This is a genomic window from Saccharothrix sp. NBAS 001 (assembly GCF_056640475.1).
Genome location: NZ_CM153251.1, coordinates 5,765,132 through 5,781,769, shown reverse-complemented (window position 1 = coordinate 5,781,769; position 16,638 = coordinate 5,765,132). Strand labels below are relative to the sequence as shown.

The 16,638-nt window shown below is 72.0% G+C and carries 16 protein-coding genes and 1 pseudogene; 7 read left to right on the top strand and 10 right to left on the bottom strand.

Features of this window, described 5'->3' with window-relative positions; translation table 11 throughout:
• Nucleotides 1-68: 68 nt before the first annotated feature.
• Nucleotides 69-458 carry a VOC family protein gene (locus tag AC0HI0_RS24260; RefSeq protein ID WP_480925796.1) on the bottom strand — a complete coding sequence of 130 codons (390 nt, stop codon included), beginning with the start codon at nucleotides 456-458 and terminating at the stop codon, nucleotides 69-71.
• Nucleotides 459-468: 10 nt separating this feature from the next.
• Complete coding sequence (locus AC0HI0_RS24255) at nucleotides 469-1,395, bottom strand: NADP-dependent oxidoreductase (protein ID WP_480925795.1); 927 nt, start codon at nucleotides 1,393-1,395, stop codon at nucleotides 469-471.
• A 66-nt stretch (nucleotides 1,396-1,461) separates the two neighbouring features.
• On the opposite strand from AC0HI0_RS24255, the gene AC0HI0_RS24250 reads away from it, so the two are divergent.
• Nucleotides 1,462-1,857: a winged helix-turn-helix transcriptional regulator gene (locus AC0HI0_RS24250; protein WP_480925794.1), complete on the top strand. Its 396-nt coding sequence runs from the start codon at nucleotides 1,462-1,464 to the stop codon at nucleotides 1,855-1,857.
• A gap of 9 nt (nucleotides 1,858-1,866) precedes the next feature.
• Here the strand turns inward: AC0HI0_RS24250 and AC0HI0_RS24245 are convergent, their stop codons facing one another.
• Both AC0HI0_RS24245 and AC0HI0_RS24240 read right to left on the bottom strand, forming a co-directional pair.
• Entirely contained in the window at nucleotides 1,867-2,805 is a 939-nt protein-coding gene (locus AC0HI0_RS24245) for an ABC transporter permease (RefSeq protein ID WP_480925793.1), read from the bottom strand.
• Nucleotides 2,806-2,860: 55 nt separating this feature from the next.
• Nucleotides 2,861-5,698, bottom strand: coding sequence for an alpha/beta fold hydrolase (locus AC0HI0_RS24240; RefSeq protein ID WP_480925792.1), 2,838 nt, complete (start codon nucleotides 5,696-5,698; stop codon nucleotides 2,861-2,863).
• Between the two features lie 299 nt (nucleotides 5,699-5,997).
• Here AC0HI0_RS24240 and AC0HI0_RS24235 point away from each other — a divergent pair, with 299 nt between their 5' ends.
• From AC0HI0_RS24235 to AC0HI0_RS24215, 5 genes are all read left to right on the top strand, one after another.
• On the top strand, nucleotides 5,998-6,990 hold the full coding sequence (locus tag AC0HI0_RS24235; RefSeq protein WP_480925791.1) for a TerC family protein: 993 nt from the start codon (nucleotides 5,998-6,000) through the stop codon (nucleotides 6,988-6,990).
• Between the two features lie 227 nt (nucleotides 6,991-7,217).
• Nucleotides 7,218-9,122 carry a S9 family peptidase gene (locus AC0HI0_RS24230; RefSeq protein WP_480925790.1) on the top strand — a complete coding sequence of 635 codons (1,905 nt, stop codon included), beginning with the start codon at nucleotides 7,218-7,220 and terminating at the stop codon, nucleotides 9,120-9,122.
• Between the two features lie 142 nt (nucleotides 9,123-9,264).
• Entirely contained in the window at nucleotides 9,265-9,978 is a 714-nt protein-coding gene (locus AC0HI0_RS24225) for a Crp/Fnr family transcriptional regulator (RefSeq protein ID WP_480925789.1), read from the top strand.
• Between the two features lie 56 nt (nucleotides 9,979-10,034).
• The gene (locus AC0HI0_RS24220) at nucleotides 10,035-10,625 is read left to right on the top strand and encodes a hypothetical protein (RefSeq protein ID WP_480925788.1); all 591 of its coding nucleotides are present in this window, start codon (nucleotides 10,035-10,037) and stop codon (nucleotides 10,623-10,625) included.
• A 70-nt stretch (nucleotides 10,626-10,695) separates the two neighbouring features.
• Nucleotides 10,696-11,253 (top strand): N-acetyltransferase family protein, encoded by a 558-nt coding sequence (locus AC0HI0_RS24215; protein ID WP_480925787.1) that lies wholly within the window; start codon nucleotides 10,696-10,698, stop codon nucleotides 11,251-11,253.
• A gap of 38 nt (nucleotides 11,254-11,291) precedes the next feature.
• Here AC0HI0_RS24215 and AC0HI0_RS24210 read toward each other — a convergent pair.
• The 3 genes and pseudogenes from AC0HI0_RS24210 to AC0HI0_RS24200 form a co-directional block, all read right to left on the bottom strand.
• A pseudogene (locus AC0HI0_RS24210) lies at nucleotides 11,292-11,878 on the bottom strand (transposase).
• Nucleotides 11,879-12,048: 170 nt separating this feature from the next.
• Nucleotides 12,049-12,705 (bottom strand): RES family NAD+ phosphorylase, encoded by a 657-nt coding sequence (locus AC0HI0_RS24205; protein WP_480925786.1) that lies wholly within the window; start codon nucleotides 12,703-12,705, stop codon nucleotides 12,049-12,051.
• A 28-nt stretch (nucleotides 12,706-12,733) separates the two neighbouring features.
• Entirely contained in the window at nucleotides 12,734-13,318 is a 585-nt protein-coding gene (locus tag AC0HI0_RS24200) for a DNA-binding protein (protein ID WP_480925785.1), read from the bottom strand.
• Between the two features lie 190 nt (nucleotides 13,319-13,508).
• Here AC0HI0_RS24200 and AC0HI0_RS24195 point away from each other — a divergent pair, with 190 nt between their 5' ends.
• A complete protein-coding gene (locus AC0HI0_RS24195; protein ID WP_480925784.1) occupies nucleotides 13,509-14,702 on the top strand; it encodes a glycosyltransferase 87 family protein in 1,194 nt (397 codons plus the stop codon).
• Here the strand turns inward: AC0HI0_RS24195 and AC0HI0_RS24190 are convergent.
• The 3 genes from AC0HI0_RS24190 to AC0HI0_RS24180 all read right to left on the bottom strand — a co-directional run bounded on the left by AC0HI0_RS24190 (nucleotide 14,689) and on the right by AC0HI0_RS24180 (nucleotide 16,623).
• Nucleotides 14,689-15,516 (bottom strand): hypothetical protein, encoded by an 828-nt coding sequence (locus AC0HI0_RS24190; protein WP_480925783.1) that lies wholly within the window; start codon nucleotides 15,514-15,516, stop codon nucleotides 14,689-14,691. The genes AC0HI0_RS24195 and AC0HI0_RS24190 overlap by 14 nt on opposite strands.
• A 110-nt stretch (nucleotides 15,517-15,626) precedes the next feature.
• Nucleotides 15,627-16,166: a YbaB/EbfC family nucleoid-associated protein gene (locus tag AC0HI0_RS24185; protein WP_480925782.1), complete on the bottom strand. Its 540-nt coding sequence runs from the start codon at nucleotides 16,164-16,166 to the stop codon at nucleotides 15,627-15,629.
• A gap of 88 nt (nucleotides 16,167-16,254) precedes the next feature.
• A complete protein-coding gene (locus AC0HI0_RS24180; RefSeq protein WP_480925781.1) occupies nucleotides 16,255-16,623 on the bottom strand; it encodes an FKBP-type peptidyl-prolyl cis-trans isomerase in 369 nt (122 codons plus the stop codon).
• Between the last annotated feature and the right edge of the window lie 15 nt (nucleotides 16,624-16,638).

The window sequence follows — 16,638 nt, the reverse complement described above, 5'->3', positions numbered from 1 at the left end:
GGTGGAGTGGGCGCGGTGGGTGAGGGTGTGGTGGGTGAAGGTGTGGTGAACCGGGTGAGGCTGGGGAGCTAGGAGGGGGTCATGCCTGGTTCGGGTTGCAGGACGCCGAACAGGTTGCCCTCGGTGTCGCGGTAGTACGCCAGGGTGCCCACGCCGGGCATCGCTTCTTTGGGTAGGGCCACCGTGCCGCCTGCCTGTTCGATGGCGGCGATGGTTTTGTCGATGTCCGGCACGCCCGTCGTCATCACGTAGCCGTTGACGGGGGCGTCCGGCGCGGGGTCTGGGCCGTGGCGGGGGAGTAGGCCGCCGTTGACGCCGGGGCCGTCCTCGCCGGTGGTGATCAGCCAGTAGGAGGTGTCGCCCCACTGTTCGAAGCGCCAGCCGAACACCGACTGGTAGAAGGCGATTGCCCGGGTCGGATCGGCCGCGTGGATCTCGAAGTGCACTGGTCGCACCATGCGCGAGAGGCTACGCCGGACCTCCCGCGTCGGCCGGCGGGAGCAGTACGACCTTGCCGCCCGGTGCGGAGTGCGCCCGTGCGACGTCGGCCAGTGGCAACGTGGACGGGATCGGGAGGTGGAGTTCGCCCCGGTCCACCAGGTCCACCAGCGACGCCAGTTGTCGGCCGTCGGCTTGGATCCACACGTTCGCGACCCGGATCCCGCGCAGCGCCACGGGCGTCGCCGAACCCAGCACTGCGACGAACGATCCGCCGCCGCGTACCGCGTCCAGCGCCGTCACGCCGAGTGCCGCCGCGTCGACCACGCCGTCCACTCCGCCGGGCACGTGCGCGCGGACCGCTTCGCCGAGGTGCGCGACATCGCGTGGCACGAACCAGGTCGCGCCCGGTACTGGTTTCCGGCCTAGCGCGACTACCCGCAGGCCCCGGATCGCCGCCAGTTGCACGGCGAACCCGCCCACCGCGCCGCTCGCGCCGGTCACCAATACGGTGCCGCCCGGCGGGAGGTCGAGCAGGTCCAGTGCCTGGAGTGCGGTCGAACCGTTGAGCGGCAACGTGCTTGCCTCGATCGGTGACACCGTGCGTGGTGCGTGTGCGATTGCCGAGGCGTCCAGCACGACGTACTCGGCCTGCGTTCCCAACGGCAACGGCAGCCGGTCCCGCAGGCCGACCACCGCGTCGCCCGCCGTGAACGGCCCGGTGGTCGGAGGGGTGTCGATCACGCCGGCGACGTCCCAGCCGATGCCGACGACGGGGAGGGCGGGCAGCAGCCCGGCGGTGTGCAGGGCTCCCGAGCGGGTGGCCAGGTCGACCGGGTTCACGGCTGCCGCCGTCACCCTGATCCGCACCTGGCCGGGGCCCGGTTCGGGCACCGGCACGTCCGTCACTTCCAGCACTTCCGGTCCGCCGAAGGACCTCACGACCACAGCTCGCATACCGCGAACCTAGGGAGAGCTACTCTCTTCCGGGAAGTACGTACCCGCAAGTGCGTAGGAGACGTGATGGTGACCAGGACCGCGGCACAGGCCCGTGCCGAGCAGCGGCTCGCGTACGACGCGTACCTGGCGGTCTGCCCGACCCGCAAGCTGCTGGACCGGATCGCCGACAAGTGGGTCGGCCTGATCCTCGTGGCGCTGGCGGACGGGTCCCGCCGCTACAGCGAGCTGAACCGCACGATCACCGGGGTCAGCCAGAAGATGCTGGCGCAGACGCTGCGGTCGCTGGAGCGCGACGGGCTGGTGACCCGCGAGGTGACGGCGTCGGTGCCCGCGCGGGTGGACTACGAACTCACACCCCTGGGCCGCAGCCTGCTGCCGGTGATGGCGGCGATCAAGTCGTGGGCGGAGACGAACATCGAGCAGGTGCTGGCCCACCGGGAGCGGTACGACTCCCGGTGAGCCGCCACCTCAGCTCGTGATGTCCTTGCGGGCGAACTTGCGGGCCGCCAGCAGGGTGAAGAACGCGCCGAACGCCAACGCCGAGAACACGCCCTTGGCCATCTGCGACCAGTCCACATCGGACGAGAGCAGGTCGGCCCAGGCCAGCGCGTAGTGCGTCGGCAGGTAGTTGCGCAGGTCTTCCAGGGCGGTGATCTGGTCGAGGATCTGCGACAGGATCGACGCCAGCACGGCACCGCCGACCGCGCCGAGCGGCGCGTCCGTGGACACCGACAGGTACAGCGCCAGCCCCGCCACCCAGAACAGGTGGATGGAGATGTAGCAGACCGCCAGGGCGATCCCGTACACGCCGGACCCGAACGACGCCGCCTCGCCGGTCGGGCTGACCGCCTCGCCCGCGCCGTACCAGGCCACGCCCACGCCCAGCGCCACGGCGGGCAGCAGGACCAGCGCGAACACCGACAGCAGCCCGGAGGCCAGCGCCTTGCGGCGCAGCAGCCGGTGCCGGGGCACGGGTGCCGCGAGCAGGTACTTCAGGCTCGACCAGGACGCCTCGGACGCGATCGTGTCGCCGAAGAACAGCGCCACGATCATCGGCAGCAGGAAGCTCCCGCTGACGAACAGCGTCAGGATCACGAAGTTCACGCCGCTGGCCGTGGCCAGGTCGACGAACCCGCCGGAGCGGCGGTTCGGCGAGGACTGGCCCAGCTCGAACGACACCACCAGGATGAACGGCAGCAGCACCAGGAAGCCCAGCACCAGCTGGGTCCGCCGGCGGCGCAGCTGCCGGATCAGCTCCACCCGGATCGGCAGCGTCCGGCCGGCCTTGTAGCCGACCTTCGAGCCGTCCGGCGCGACCGACGAGTGCTCGTGCTCGGCCGCGTCGGTCAGGTCGGAGATCGCCGACGGGTCGGTGTGCACGCCGCCGCTGTCGCCGGTGGCCTTCATGCGCCCGCCTCCTTCCGCTCCGGGACCGGTCGGGCCGGCCTCGTGCTGGTCGTGGTCATTCGCCCACCAGTTCCAGGAACGCGTCTTCCAGGCGGCGGCGCGGACCGGCCTGGTCGACCGCGACGCCCGCGGCCACCAACGCCTGCAACGCCTCGGCGCGCGGCGTGCCGTTGAGGCCCGCGTGCACCTGCTCGCCGTCCACCGACACGCCCTGCACGCCGGGCAGGCCGCGCAGCACGTCGGCCGCCTCCTCGGGCCGGTCGACCCGGAAGCTGGCCTCGCCGCTGCCGGTCGCGATCTCCTCGACCGGGCCGGCCGCGACCAGGCTGCCCTTGTGCATCACGACGACGTGGCTGCACGTCTGCTCGACCTCGGCGAGCAGGTGCGAGGACACCAGCACGGTGCGCCCGGCCGCCGCGTACCGCCGCAGCACCTCGCGCATCTGGTGGATCTGGGGCGGGTCGAGCCCGTTGGTCGGCTCGTCGAGCACCAGCAGGTCCGGCAGGCCGAGCATGGCCTGCGCGATCGCCAGCCGCTGCCGCATGCCCTGGCTGTAGGTGCGCACCCGGCGGTGCACCGCGTCGCCCAGGCCCGCGATCTCCAGCGCCTCGTCGAAGTGCGCCTGCTCCTCGGGCCGGCCGGTGGCCGCCCAGTACAGGTGCAGGTTGGCCCGGCCGGACAGGTGCGGCAGGAAGCCCGAGCCCTCCACGAACGACCCGATCCGGGACAGCACCGGGGCGCCGGAGACGATCCGGTGGCCGAACACCCGGATCTCGCCCTCGCTGGGCTGGATCAGGCCCATCAGCATCCGCAGCGTGGTGGTCTTGCCCGCGCCGTTCGGGCCGAGCAGGCCGAGCACCTGGCCGTGCTCCACCCGGAACGACAGGTCCTTCACCGCGGTCAGGCCGCCGGGGTAGGACTTGGTCAGCCCGGAGATCACCAGCGGCACGCCGGACAGCTCCGGGTCGACGTCGGCGGTCAGCCGGCGCCGGAACCACGCCACCACGCCCGCCAGGACGCAGATGATCAGCACGATCGCGATGCCCCACAGCGCGGTGGTCGGCACCTCGCTGGTCGCGTTCACGCCCGGCACCACCGGCACCGAGAGGTCCGGCGCGGCCAGGCCGACCCGGTACGTCGCGGGCTCGTTCGCGTTCTGGTACGCCTGGTCGGTCGTGGAGACCACGAGCTGGAAGCGGTGTTCGCTCTCCACCGGGCGCACCGCGCCCGGCAGCGTCACGGTCACGTCGACCGGCGTGCCGTCGGCGGGCAGGTTGCGCACCCGGATCGGCGCGACGGCCGAGCCGGGCAGCGTGCGCACGCCGTTGGCGTCCGCGTCGTACAGCTTCGCGAACAGCACCGCGCCCTCGGCCGGCACCGGCTGGCCGGGCACCGCCGAGACGCGCAGCCGCACCGTGGCCGCGCCGGTCAGCAGCACCTGCCCGGTGAGCGGCGCGGAGTTGAACACGGCGGCCTGGCCGGGCAGGTCGAGCGAGAGCCGGGACGACAGCGAACTGGACCGGGACAGCGCCGAGCCCAGGCCCGGCAGGTTGCTCACCGCGGCCGGGTTGCCGCCCGCCGGGTTGACCACGGTCTGGTCCCGGCCGGTGAGCGCGATCGGGCGGCGGTCGATCGGGTCCGCGCCGGGCAGCCCGGGGTAGTGCGGCGCGACGACGGTGCGCAGCGACGGCGTCCCGCTGCTGCGGAACGCGCCGATCACCGTGTACTCGAAGCCCACGCCCGGGTCCGCGCCCTTGCCCTCCAGGTGGAAGGCCATCCAGTCGGCGATCTGCGAGCGCAGCTCGGGACCGGGCGAGCCGCCGTCGTGGCCGCCGGAGTACCAGACGACCTTGACCTTCGCGCCGTTCGCGGCGATCTGCCGGGCGTTGGCGTCGGCCTGGTCGAGGCCGAACAGGGTGTCCTGCTCGCCCTGCACGATCATCGTCGGCTGGGTGATCCGGTTGGTCACCGTCGCGGGTGAGGAGCGGCGCAGCACCTCCAGCGTGCGCTCGCTCGCCCGGCCGGTGGTCGCCACGTCGGTGTAGGCGGCGCAGACGTCGGCCTGGAACCGGCCGCAGGCGCCGTTGACGGGCCCGGCCGGCCGGGAGCCGCCGGGCTGGTCCGCCGACGCGTCGGGCACGCCGGCGTCGGTGCGCTGACCGGGTTCCTGCGCCTCCTGGCCGGGGCTGGCCAGGTCGCCGCCGGACAGGCCCGCGGAGAAGAAGATGCCCGCCCAGGACCGCTTGAACACGCCGTCGTCGCCGAACGCGCCGGGCGCGGGCGAGGCGGTGTCGACCGCGTCGGGGCGGGCCGAGTTGGGCAGCAGCGCCTGGCCGAGGTCGTTGAACGTGATCACCGGGGCGATGGTGTCCACCCGGCGGTCCACGCCCGCCAGCGACAGCGCGAGCGCGCCGCCGTAGGACCCGCCGGTCACGCCGACCTTCGGGTCGCCCGCCGCGTCGGTGAGCACCTCCTCGCGGGTGGCCAGCCAGTCGAGCAGCTTCTGCGCGTCGCGGACCTCGTGGTCCAGCGAGTTGAGCGCGATCTGGCCGCCGCTGCTGCCGAAGCCGCGGGCCGAGTAGGTCAGCACGACGAACCCGCGCCGGGCGAGTTCGGTCGCCTGGCCGGCCACGCTGTCCTTGCTGCCACCGAAGCCGTGCGGGAGCAGCACGGCCGGCGCTGGGGTGCGTTCCGGCAGGTAGAGCGTGGTGTCGAGCTGGATCGTCCGATCGCTGCCGGGACTTTCCGGCACGTCGATCAGCGCGACGCGGTTGGCCACCGGGGGTGGTTCGCCGTCCGACCGCGTCCAGACCACGACGGCGCCCACCAGGGCGACCAGCACGACCAGCGCGGGGAGCGACCACCTGCCGCGGAGGCGGGAGGGGAGGGCCACCTTGTTGACCTTAGGCGGAAGCGGGCGCGGTGGCCGATTTTGCTGAGAACGGGCCGTCACCGGGGTTCGTCGTTCTCAGCGAAAACTCCCACGTGCGGGTGGGACCGATCACCAAGACTGGCGCGAACCCGCAATCATGCGTGAGACTGTGCGCAGTGTGGAGGGGAGTACTCCCTAAAGCGGCGGTGTCGTCAGCACGGAGCCCAGCGTGGGGTTCCCGGTGCCGCCGGTCGGTTCCCTGAGCCGACGGAGGAGACCTCCGGTCATTGGCGTGCGCGCGATGTACCGGAGGTGTTTCGATGGCTGTTCCCGCGTGGTTGTGGATCGCGACGATCGCAGGTCTGCTCGTCCTGCTTGCGATCGACCTGTTCATCGTCGACCGCAAACCGCACGAGGTCACCATCGGCGAGGCCGGTCGGTGGGTCACCTTCTACGTCGCGGTGGCGGTCGCGTTCGGTCTGGGCATCTGGTACTTCGCCGGTGGGACGTACGCGGGCGAGTTCTTCGCCGGGTACATCACCGAGTACTCGCTCAGCGTGGACAACCTGTTCATCTTCCTGATCATCATGACCACCTTCAAGGTGCCCGCGATCCACCAGCACAAGGTGCTGCTGGTCGGCATCGTGATGGCGCTGATCATGCGCGGTATCTTCATCGCCGTGGGCGCGGCGGTCATCGCCCAGTTCAGCTGGGTTTTCTACCTCTTCGGCGCGTTCCTCATCTACACCGGCTACAAGCTGGCGCGGACCGACCACAACGAGGAAGAAGAGGATTACAAGGAGAACGCGGCGCTGCGGTTCGTGCGCAAGGTGTTCCCGGTGGCCGACCAGTACCACGACGCCAAGTCGTTCGTGAAGATCGACGGCAAGCGGTTCGTGACGCCGATGTTCATCGTCATGGTCGCGATCGGCACCACCGACCTGCTGTTCGCGCTGGACTCCATCCCGGCGATCTTCGGCCTGACCAAGGAGCCCTTCCTGGTCTTCACGGCCAACGCGTTCGCCCTGATGGGCCTGCGCCAGCTCTACTTCCTGCTCGGCGGCCTGCTGAACAAGCTGGTCTACCTGTCGATCGGGCTGTCGGTCATCCTCGGGTTCATCGGCGTGAAGCTGATCCTGGAGGCGCTGCACACCAACTCGCTGCCGTTCCTCAACGGGGGCGAGCCGCTGCCGGTGCCGACCATCGGCATCGAGCTGTCGCTGTCGGTGATCGTGGGTGTGCTGGCAATTACCACTATCGCGTCGCTGATCAAGGTGAAGCGCGACCCGGACGCGGCCAAGGTCGTGAAGTGACGATTGCTCTCATTCGTACCGGCGGGTGACCGGCAGGTCTCTCCCCGTGTCGGACGGCCGGTTCTCCCTTGGGCGGGAGGACCGGCCGTTCCGGTTAGCGGGATGGGCGGTCGCGGCGAGTTCTCGGCGTTCGGTGATCGATTGGTGGCGGAGAGTCGTTTAACGAAACTGTGAGCGTCAAATTCTCGTGAGCCTTGCTAAAGAGTTCTGCGGTAACGTCCTGATTCGTGCGCCCCGATGACTTGCAGTCGCTGACCCTTCCCGGCTCCGTGTCGGTTCGAGGGGACCTCGTCCTGGTCAACGTCCAGACGCCGGACGTCGCCGCGAACACCTACCGCGGCGGGCTCAGCGCCGTGCCGCTGGACGGCTCCGGCGCGCGCCCCTACACGTGGGCCGAACGCGATCTGGCCCCCCGGATCTCCCCGGACGGCCAGTGGGTCGCCTTCCTCCGCGTCACGGAGCAGGGCACCGCCCCGCAGTTGCACGTCATGCCCACCGCGGGCGGTGACGCGCGCAAGCTCACCGACCTGAAGTTGGGCGCGGGCGTGCCGGTGTGGTCGCCCGACTCGACCCGGCTCGCGTTCATCTCGCGGGTGCCCGAGGCCGGCCGGTACGGCACCTCCGCCGTCGAGGGCGAGGACGCGCCCGCGCCGGAGGCCGAGGCGGCCCGGCACATCCTGCGGCTGGACTACCGGTTCGACGACATCGGCTTCACCACCGACCGCGCGCCCCGGCTGTTCACCGTGGGCCTGGACGGCGCCGCGCCGGTCGCGCTGACCGACGGCGCGTTCGACGTGTCCGACCCGGCGTGGACCGCCGACGGCACGTCGCTGGTGTTCGTCGCCGACCGCGACTTGGGCGCGGTGGAGACGCTGCACACCGACCTCTACACGGTGCCGGCCGCCGGCGGCGAGCCGACGTTGCTGGTGCAGTCGCGCGGGCAGGCGTCGTGCCCGGTGGCGTACGCGGACGGCGTGGTGTTCTACGCGAGCGAGTTCACCGGCGTGCACAGCGTCGCGCGGAACCTGAGCCTGTGGCGGTACACCGGCGGTTCGCTGACCCGGCTCACCGACGTGGAGACGGTCGACTGCGAGAAGCTCGCCGGACCGCCCGTGGTGGTCGGCGACGGCGTGCTGGTCGCGGTCCGCCACCGGGGCGCGGTGGAGTTGCGGCGGGTGCCGCTGGACGGGTTCGAGTGGGAGCTGTCCGAACTGGACCTGCTGGCCGGGGATCGGGCCGAGGTCAAGTCGTTCGCCGCCGACGGCGACGTGGTCGTGGCCGTGGTGTCGTGGACCGACAACACCGGCGAGGTGGTGCGGGTCGGCGACGGCGGCGGTGTGCTGACGTCGTTCGGCGGCGCGTTGCCGCTGCGGCCGGCGGTCGAGCTGACCGGGTCGGCGTCGGACGGCTACCCGGTGCACGGCTGGCTGGTGCTGCCCGAGGGCGACGGCCCGCACCCGGTGGTGCTGGCGGTGCACGGCGGGCCGTTCATGTACCACGGGTGGGGGTTCTGGGACGAGGCCCAGGTGTACGCGCGGGCCGGCTACGCCGTGGTGCTGCCCAACCCGCGCGGGTCCGCCGGGTACGGGCAGGCGCACGGGCAGGCCGTCATCGGGGCGTTCGGGACCGTGGACGTGGACGACGTGCTGTCGGTGCTCGACGTGGCGTTGGAGCGGACCGACCTGGACGCCGACCGGGTCGGCGTGATGGGCGGGTCCTACGGCGGTTTCATGACGTCGTGGCTGGCCGCGCACCACGGCGAGCGGTTCCGGGCGGCGTGGAGCGAGCGCGCGGTCAACGCGTGGGACTCGTTCTCCGGGTCGTCGGACATCGGGTGGTTCTTCACCGACGCGTACTGCGGGCCGAGCCTGGAGACGCAGCGGGCGATGTCGCCGCTGACCTACGCGGAGAAGGTGTCGCTGCCGTTCATGGTGGTGCACTCCGAGCACGACTGGCGGTGCCCGCTGGAGCAGGCGCAGCGGATGTTCGTCGCGTTGCGGCGCAACGGGGTGGAGGCGGAGATGCTGCTGTTCCCCGGCGAGGGCCACGAGCTGACCCGGTCGGGCAAGCCCCGGCACCGCGTGCAGCGGTTCGAGGCGGTCGTCGAGTGGTGGGGCCGGCACCTGTCCTGAGCGCGGTTCGCGGCCGGTCGTCCGCGGCCGGTCCGGTGTTAGCCGGACGCGGCGAAGTTGGGCGGATCGGGTTCAGCCCGGTCGAACCGCTGAGCCGGTGGTCGGATCGCGGGACAATGGGGTCCTGCGAGGAGGTCGACCCATGACCGTGATCCCGACACCCCGCGCCGGCACGTGGCCCGCGGGGACCTTCCTGGACCTGCTACCCGCCGAGAGCCAGGCCGCGCTGCTGGACCTCGGCGTGCCCAAGGTGTTCCGGCGCGGCGAGGTGATGCTCCGCGAAGCGGAGGAGTCCGACCACGTGGTGCTGCTGGTGCGGGCGGTGGTGAAGGCGACCGTCACGCTGGAGAACGGCCGCGTCGCGCTGCTGAGCATCAAGGTCGGCGGCGACGTGGTGGGCGAGATGGCCGCGCTGAGCGGGGAACCGCGCTCGGCGACCGTGACGGTGTGCGGTGACGCCCACGTCCGGGTGATCTCGTCCGCGCTGTTCCGCGAGTACCTCAACCGGTTCCCCGAGGCGAACCTCGCCCTCACCCGGATGATCATGCACACCCTGCGGTGGGCCGACAAGCGCCGCATCGACTTCAACGGCTACCCGGCGTTCGTGCGGCTCGCGCGCGTGCTGGACGAACTCGCCGACGGGTACGGCCGGCCCGTGCCGGAAGGCGTGACCCTCGACCTCGGCCTCACCCAGCGGGAACTCGGTGCCCTGGTCGGGGCGGAAGAGGACACCGCGCGCAAGGAACTCCGCTCGCTGCGCGACCGCGGCGTCATACGCATGGGGTACCGGACCATCACGATCGTGGATCGCGAGGTGTTGGGCAGTATCGCTTACGACTGGTCGGAAACCCGGTGATACCGCTAGTTGTCGCCGTCGGGCGGGTCGATGCTGTGCTGGTGATGCTGGACACCGTGACACCACTCGACGGACTGGTCTACCGGCTCGTGGTCGCCGTGGACGTCGAGGGCTACAGCAAGCTCGACGCACTGGACCAGTCGCTGGTGCAGTCGAGACTGGGCGAGGTGCTCGACGTAGCCGCCCGCGACGCCGGACTGGACCGTTCCCAGTGGTACCGCCAGTTGCGCGGAGACGGGGAACTGGCCGTGCTGCCCGCCGATGCGGACACGGCCTGGGTGATCGGCCACTTCACCGAGGGGGTGGCGCGGGCGCTGCGCGAGCTGCGGCGGGCGGGCACACCCCTGCGGATGAGGCTCGCCATGCACTGCGGCACGCTCACCGCCGGGCGGTTCGGGCTGGTCGGCCAGGCGCCGATCGTGACCTGCCGGCTGCTCGACTCGCGGGTCGCGCACCGGGCGTTGGCGGCGGGCGACAGCGACCTGGTGCTGGTCGTCTCCGAGCGCCTGTTCGAGGACGTGGTGCTCACCCGGTTCCACGAGCTGGACCCGTCGCGCTTCCACCTGAGCCGGTTCTCGGCGAAGGGCTCCAGCTACGCGGGCTACCTGTGCGCGGGAGCACCCCGGGCGCTGCCGGAGTTGGTGTAGGTCGGCCGGTCCCGGTCCGGAGTTGGTGGAAAGCTAGCGAACCGGACAGCCGGTGGGGCACGCTCACCGAATGCAGTGGACCGTGCGGGCCGGCCGGCCTGACGACGCGCCCGAGATCGCCAGGATCAACGTCGATGCCTGGCAGCACTCGTACCGGGGGATCGTGGACGACCCCGTGCTGGACCGGATGCTGCCGGAGAGCCGGCTGCCCGCCTGGTCGCGGGTGTTGGGACTGCCCGAGCCCAGCCGGGTGTTCGTGGCGGTGGGCGAGGACGGCCGGATCGGGGCGTACTGCTCGGTCGACGCGGTGCGCGAGTCCAAGGACGCGCACCCGGACCTGCACACCGGCGAACTGGTCGCGATCTACGCGGATCCGAGGTACCGGGGCACCGGGGCCGGGCACGTGGTGCACGAGGCCGGGGTCCGGCACCTCATGGAGCAGGGGTTCCGGTACGCGGTGCTGTGGGTCTTCCAGGACAACGCGCGCAGCCGCGAGTTCTACGAGGCCCACGGGTGGCGGCACGACGGGCTGGTGCACCGGTACGAGCTGGGGGAGCAGGAACTGCCGGAGGTCCGGTACGCGCGATTCCTGTCCGCGCCCCGGCGGCGGGCCGCCGCGAGCCGTTGACGTGCCGCGCGGTCGCCAGGAGCTGTTTGGGGTTCGGATCATGTGGTTGGGTTCAAGGTCTTCAGCCACATGATCGCTCCTCGTGAGTGCAGTCCGGCCTCGTAGCTTTGCGGTGTCTTGTCACAGCGGGTGGCCAGGCCACGCCATGTCTTGATCTCCTGGAAGCAGCGTTCGACGGCGTTGCGCCGCTTGTGGCGCTCGGGGCCGACCGACCGGGCCGGGCACCCGGATCCGGTCGAGCACGACCCGCAACCGCGGGCCGTCCGCCGCCCGGCCGGGTGTGAGCACGAACGCCAACGGCAACCCGCCCGCCTCGACCGCAGCGTGGATCTTGCTGCTCGGCCCGCCTCGCGACCGGCCGAGCCCGGCCGCCTCGGTCAGCGCCTGTTCCAACGCGTCGAGAGTCTCCCCGGCGACCGCCGGCCCGGGCGTTGAACCGGGAGTAGACGGTCGACCAGGGTCCGTACCGCTCCGGGACGTCGCGCCAACCAGACCCGGTACGGAACCGCCACAGGATCCCGTTGAACTGCTCCCGCGCCCCACGCGGCAACGGCCCCGTGGCCGCCACCGGCACATGCGACTCGATCAACACCCACTCGGCATCGGTCAGATCAAAACGCGCCACACCCGTGATCTCCAGCCCCAACCACACACCACCGGACCCACCTGGATCCGAACCCCAAGCAGCTCCTGGCTGTACTGTCCTGAGAGGCTGTGAAGGGTCCGGCACGTAGTCGGATGATCCTGGCTCGACGAATGGGCCGGCCGCGTCCTCGACCTCACCGGTCGGTACGGCTAGCCGAGCAGGGTGTAGTTGAGTTCTTCGCACACCCTGGACAGGGGCAGGTCCAGACCCGGGTGCTCCAGCGGCAGCAGGACGTCCGGGGCCGGCGGGAGACCGGTCGCGCCCGGCGGGTCCCAGAGGCAGACGGCCGGGTCGCCGGAGTCCATGGACGAGCGGTACCAGAGGCCGTCCAGTTCCGGGTAGGCGGCCCGGATCGCCCTGGCCCACTGCTGGGTCAGGTGTTTCGGGCCCGCGCTGATCTCCTGGGACGCGCCCACCCGGGTCGGCCACAGCCCCGCCAGGTCCAGCAGCCGCAGGGTCCGGCGCGGGCGCAGGATCACCAGGAACGGGCTCCTGGTGCGGCGGTCCACCACCGAGGTCTGCTGGTAGACCTCGGCGATGCTGGTCCGCACCGTCAGGCCGAAGTAGAGCACGCCCTGGTCGTGCGCGTGGGTCGGTGCGCCGTCCGGTGTCGGCGGCTGGGTGTCGAACCGCGCGTGCGGGAGCGGGCCGGTGTAGCGGAAGCTGTTCCAGCGCTGGGGGTGCAGGCCCTTCGCGGTGAAGATCCGCACCAGTCTGGTCGCGCGGTGCACGGCCACCACGTCCTCGGTGCGGCGCAGGTTGGCCTGGAGCACGGCAGGAGCGGGCGGCTGGGGGAGCCGGGACATTCGGATCCTGTCGGGGAGGCGATGGGGGCTAGGCCGGCGTGCCCAGTTGGGTGGCCAGGTCCGCTACCCGGCGCGGGTCTCCCCCGGCCAGCAGCCAGTCCCTCGGCGACATGCGGTCGTTGTCGACCAGGAGGTCCTCCTGCTCGGTGGTCATGAAACCCGCGACGACGAGGGCCGGCTGGTCGGTCGGGACCGCCGCCAGCACCGCCTCCAGGCCGGGCAGGACGCCCTTGCCGGCGAACTGCCACGCGGGCAGCCGCCACGCGCCCCGGTCCTTCCAGCCGACCAGCCGGCCCACGCCCAGGCGGTGCCGGATGCGGCTGGTGTCCACGCCCAGTTGGCGGGCGGCTTCGGCGACGGTCATGGCCGAGTCGCGCAGCACCGCGTGGGCCACGACGGTGCGCGCGCGGGGCTGGTCGTCCTCGGGGCGGTGCGGGGTGAGGTCCAGGCCGGTGTCGGTCAGCGCCTCGCGCTGGTCCGGGGTGAAGTAGCCGGCCGGGTCGGGGTGCGGTGGGGCGAGTCGCTTGGCCGCGTCCGCGACGAGGGACAGGAACTCGTCGGGGGTGACTTGTAATCCTGCCTTGGCCAAAACCGCCTCCAGCGCCGGACTCATGCGCACAGGGTATCCCGTGCGTGCGCTCTTGTGCGCATAGATGCCCCGAATGTCCCAGACCCTCGACTGTGCGCACACAACTCGCGACTCTACGTACACGAAGGGGGCCGGGGCACGGTGACCTCGGCCTCATCCGGCCGCTCGTTACGATGCCGATCGCACCCGGTCGGGTCGGTTAGGGGAGACAAGCGTGACTACTGCGGCGGCCTCCGGGCCAGTCCGGCTCGACACCCGCGGGCGGTGGGTGCTGATCGGCTGGGCGCTCGTCATGCTCGCCAACGTCGTCTACGTGGCCCTCCGGCCGCTGGGCTGGTCGCTGGACCTGCGCGTGTACCGCGCGGGCGGCGAAGCCTGGCTGCACGGGTTCCCGGTCTACGTCGACGGCTTCGCGGTCCCCATCGGCGGGCCCGACCTGCCGTTCACCTACCCGCCGGTCGCGGTGCTGCTGTTCGCGCTGGTGGCGCTGGTGCCGTTGCCGGTCGCGATCGTGGGCATCGCCGTGGTGAACGTGCTGTCCCTGTCGGCGGTGTGCGTGGTCGCCGCCGTCCGGGTCCACGGCCGCAACCAGCGCGCGCTGGTGTGGGGCCTGGGGGTCGCGGCCGTGGTGTCGGTGTTCGACCCGATCCGCGAGACGTTGTGGTTCGGGCAGATCAACCTGATCCTCGCGGCGCTGGTGATCGTGGACTGCCTGCTGCCCCGCCGGTACGTGCCGCGCGGCGCGCTGATCGGGCTGGCCGCCGCGATCAAGCTGACGCCGGCGGTGTTCGCGCTGTACTTCGTGGCCCGCCGGGAGTGGCGGCCGGTGCTGACCGCGATCGGGTCGTTCCTGGTCTTCGGTGTGATCGGGTTCGTGGTCATGCCGTCGGACGCCCAGCGGTTCTGGCTGCACGCCCTGCTGGACCCGGGCCGGGTCGGGCGGCTGACCTACGCGAGCAACCAGTCCCTGCGCGGGACGTTGGCGCGGCTGGGCCTGTCCGACGGCGGCCAGCTGGTGGCGTGGGTGCTGCTCAGCGCCGTGGTGGTGGGGTTGGCGTGGTTCGTCGCGGCCCGGTTCTCCCGGGCGGGCGACGACCTCACGGCGTTCCTGGCGGTCGCGGTGGGCGGGCTGCTGATCTCGCCCGTGTCGTGGGGGCACCACTGGGTGTGGATCGGGCCGGGCCTGGTGCTGCTCGGCGCGGCCCGGCGCACCGACCTGCGCCACCGGGTGGCCGCGGCGCTGGTGGTGGCGGTGTTCGCGGTCGGACCGCACTGGCTGTTCCCGCGCGACAACGACGTCGAGCGCGACTGGGCGTGGTGGCAGCAGGTCGTCGGCAACGCCTACGTGTGGTGCGGGCTGGCGGTGCTGGTGGGGTGGGCGTGGACCGCCCGGGTCAGGCGCCGGTGATCAGGGCGACCGCGCGTTCCCGGGTGGCCTCGTCGACCTCGGACACCTGGAACTCGCGGTCCCGGATGTGCTGGACCAGGGCGGGCTCCGGGGGCAGGCCGTGCTTGCGCAGGTAGTGCGACACCGCGCCGGCCCAGATCCAGGTGCCGTCGGTGCGGAAGTTCAGCGGCACGTCCTGCTCGCCCGGCGCGAACTCGTCCACGTCGAGGTTGCGGGCGGCCAGCACGACCGGCGCGGCCTCCAGGTAGGCCAGCAGCGCCTCGCGCAGCTGCGGGTCCACGGCCTGCCGGTTCACCACCGGCCGGCCGGTCTCGTCGCGGCCGTCGTAGACGTGCGCGGTGCGCAGCTCGCCCGGCGGCACGGCCTCGACGCGGGGCGGCAGGCCGACCCGCCGGCGCAGCCAGTCCGGGATGCGCTCGTCGGAGCGCGGGAACGTGCGCAGCTCGTCCTGGAAGCCGATCACCGGCGGCGGGTTGCGCCACTGCGGCTCGTCCTCGGCGTTGAAGTCCACCGCGAACGCGGCGGGCGCTTCGAGTTCGTAGACCGCGCTCAGCCAGGTGCCCCGGTCCGCCGCGTACATGCCGGCGCGCAGCTGCCCGAACAGCTGCACCACGTCCATCGGGGGCCGGACCTGGCGCCACTGCCCGTCGGGGCCGGCGAAGGCCAGGTCGACCTCGATGTGCCGGCCGGCCGCCCGGTACTCGGCGCGCACCCGCTGCCACCCCGGCGGGAACGCCGGCAGCATGGCCCGGCCGATCCGCCGGACCAGCTGCTGCTGCTCCTGCTCGGACAGCGGTGTGGCTGGCTGGCTCATGCGTCGAACACCCCTTCGGATCCCCCCGGGCAAGTGCCGCTGATCTTAACGGCCGGGCGGTGCGGGCGTCGGTCGGTCCGCACAGGTCGGCGCACCCGGGGCCGGGGTGCTCAGGACAGGAACGACTGGCCGCCGAAGTCGTCGTCGTCCTGCGGCCGGCGCCCCGGCGGGCGGCGGGTCGGCGGTTCGGGCGGCGGCTGGCGGTGGCGGGCCGGCGGGCCCGGCTCGTCGTCGATGCCGAAGTGCAGCTCGCGGTTCACCGGCGGCGGCACGTCCTCGGCCGGCGGTGCCGGGAAGTTCTTCTTCGCCTCGTCGAACAGCACGTTCGCCGTCTCGTCGCGGGTGCCGATGGTCTCGGCCATGGCCTGCTGGAGCAGCTCCGGGATCCGCGACTGCGCGCGTTGCAGGGTCCGCATCACCTCGGCGGACACCTCGGCCATCCGCTTGCCGGCCGCCTGCTCGGCGATCTCCAGGTTCGTCAGGATGCCGTTCGAGCCGATGGTCAGCCGCACCAGGCCGTCCTTGGACGTCTCGGTGATCGACTGGCCCTGCACCAGCTCCGCCATCCGCTGGTAGCGCTGGGCCTTCTGGTCGATGTCCGCCTGCCACTGGTCGAGCATCCGCTCGGACCCGCCGATGTCCTCCGGCACGGCAGCTTCCCCCCTGGTTCTTCCGTTTCCTGCGGTGATGCGGTGGTGCCCGGCCCGGTTCCGGGCGGAACCGGGCCGGGCGCGGGGCCTAGTTCACGCCCAGCAGGTCCACCACGAAGATCAGCGTCTCGCCGGGCTTGATGGCGCCGCCCGCGCCCCGGTCGCCGTAGCCCAGGTGCGCGGGGATGACCAGCTTGCGCCGGCCGCCCACCTTCATGCCGGCCACACCCCGGTCCCAGCCCTTGATGACCCGGCCGCCGCCCAGCGGGAACGAGAACGCCTCGCCGCGGTCCCACGACGCGTCGAACTGCTCGCCGGTGGAGTGCGCGACGCCGACGTAGTGCACGTGCACCAGCTGGCCGGCGGTGGCCTCGGGGCCGTCGCCGACGGTGATGTCCTCGACCAGGAGGTCCGCGGGCGCCGGACCGTCGTGCGGTTCGACCACGGGCTTGGTCATGTGCGATCTCCTCGT

Bases quoted from the DNA above. Each gene is read 5' to 3' on its own strand.
- AC0HI0_RS24260 (WP_480925796.1), bottom strand. From the start codon at position 458: ATGGTGCGACCAGTGCACTTCGAGATCCACGCGGCCGATCCGACCCGG.
- AC0HI0_RS24255 (WP_480925795.1), bottom strand. From the start codon at position 1,395: ATGCGAGCTGTGGTCGTGAGGTCCTTCGGCGGACCGGAAGTGCTGGAA.
- AC0HI0_RS24250 (WP_480925794.1), top strand. From the start codon at position 1,462: ATGGTGACCAGGACCGCGGCACAGGCCCGTGCCGAGCAGCGGCTCGCG.
- AC0HI0_RS24245 (WP_480925793.1), bottom strand. From the start codon at position 2,805: ATGAAGGCCACCGGCGACAGCGGCGGCGTGCACACCGACCCGTCGGCG.
- AC0HI0_RS24235 (WP_480925791.1), top strand. From the start codon at position 5,998: ATGGCTGTTCCCGCGTGGTTGTGGATCGCGACGATCGCAGGTCTGCTC.
- AC0HI0_RS24225 (WP_480925789.1), top strand. From the start codon at position 9,265: ATGACCGTGATCCCGACACCCCGCGCCGGCACGTGGCCCGCGGGGACC.
- AC0HI0_RS24215 (WP_480925787.1), top strand. From the start codon at position 10,696: ATGCAGTGGACCGTGCGGGCCGGCCGGCCTGACGACGCGCCCGAGATC.
- AC0HI0_RS24205 (WP_480925786.1), bottom strand. From the start codon at position 12,705: ATGTCCCGGCTCCCCCAGCCGCCCGCTCCTGCCGTGCTCCAGGCCAAC.
- AC0HI0_RS24200 (WP_480925785.1), bottom strand. From the start codon at position 13,318: ATGAGTCCGGCGCTGGAGGCGGTTTTGGCCAAGGCAGGATTACAAGTC.
- AC0HI0_RS24190 (WP_480925783.1), bottom strand. From the start codon at position 15,516: ATGAGCCAGCCAGCCACACCGCTGTCCGAGCAGGAGCAGCAGCAGCTG.
- AC0HI0_RS24180 (WP_480925781.1), bottom strand. From the start codon at position 16,623: ATGACCAAGCCCGTGGTCGAACCGCACGACGGTCCGGCGCCCGCGGAC.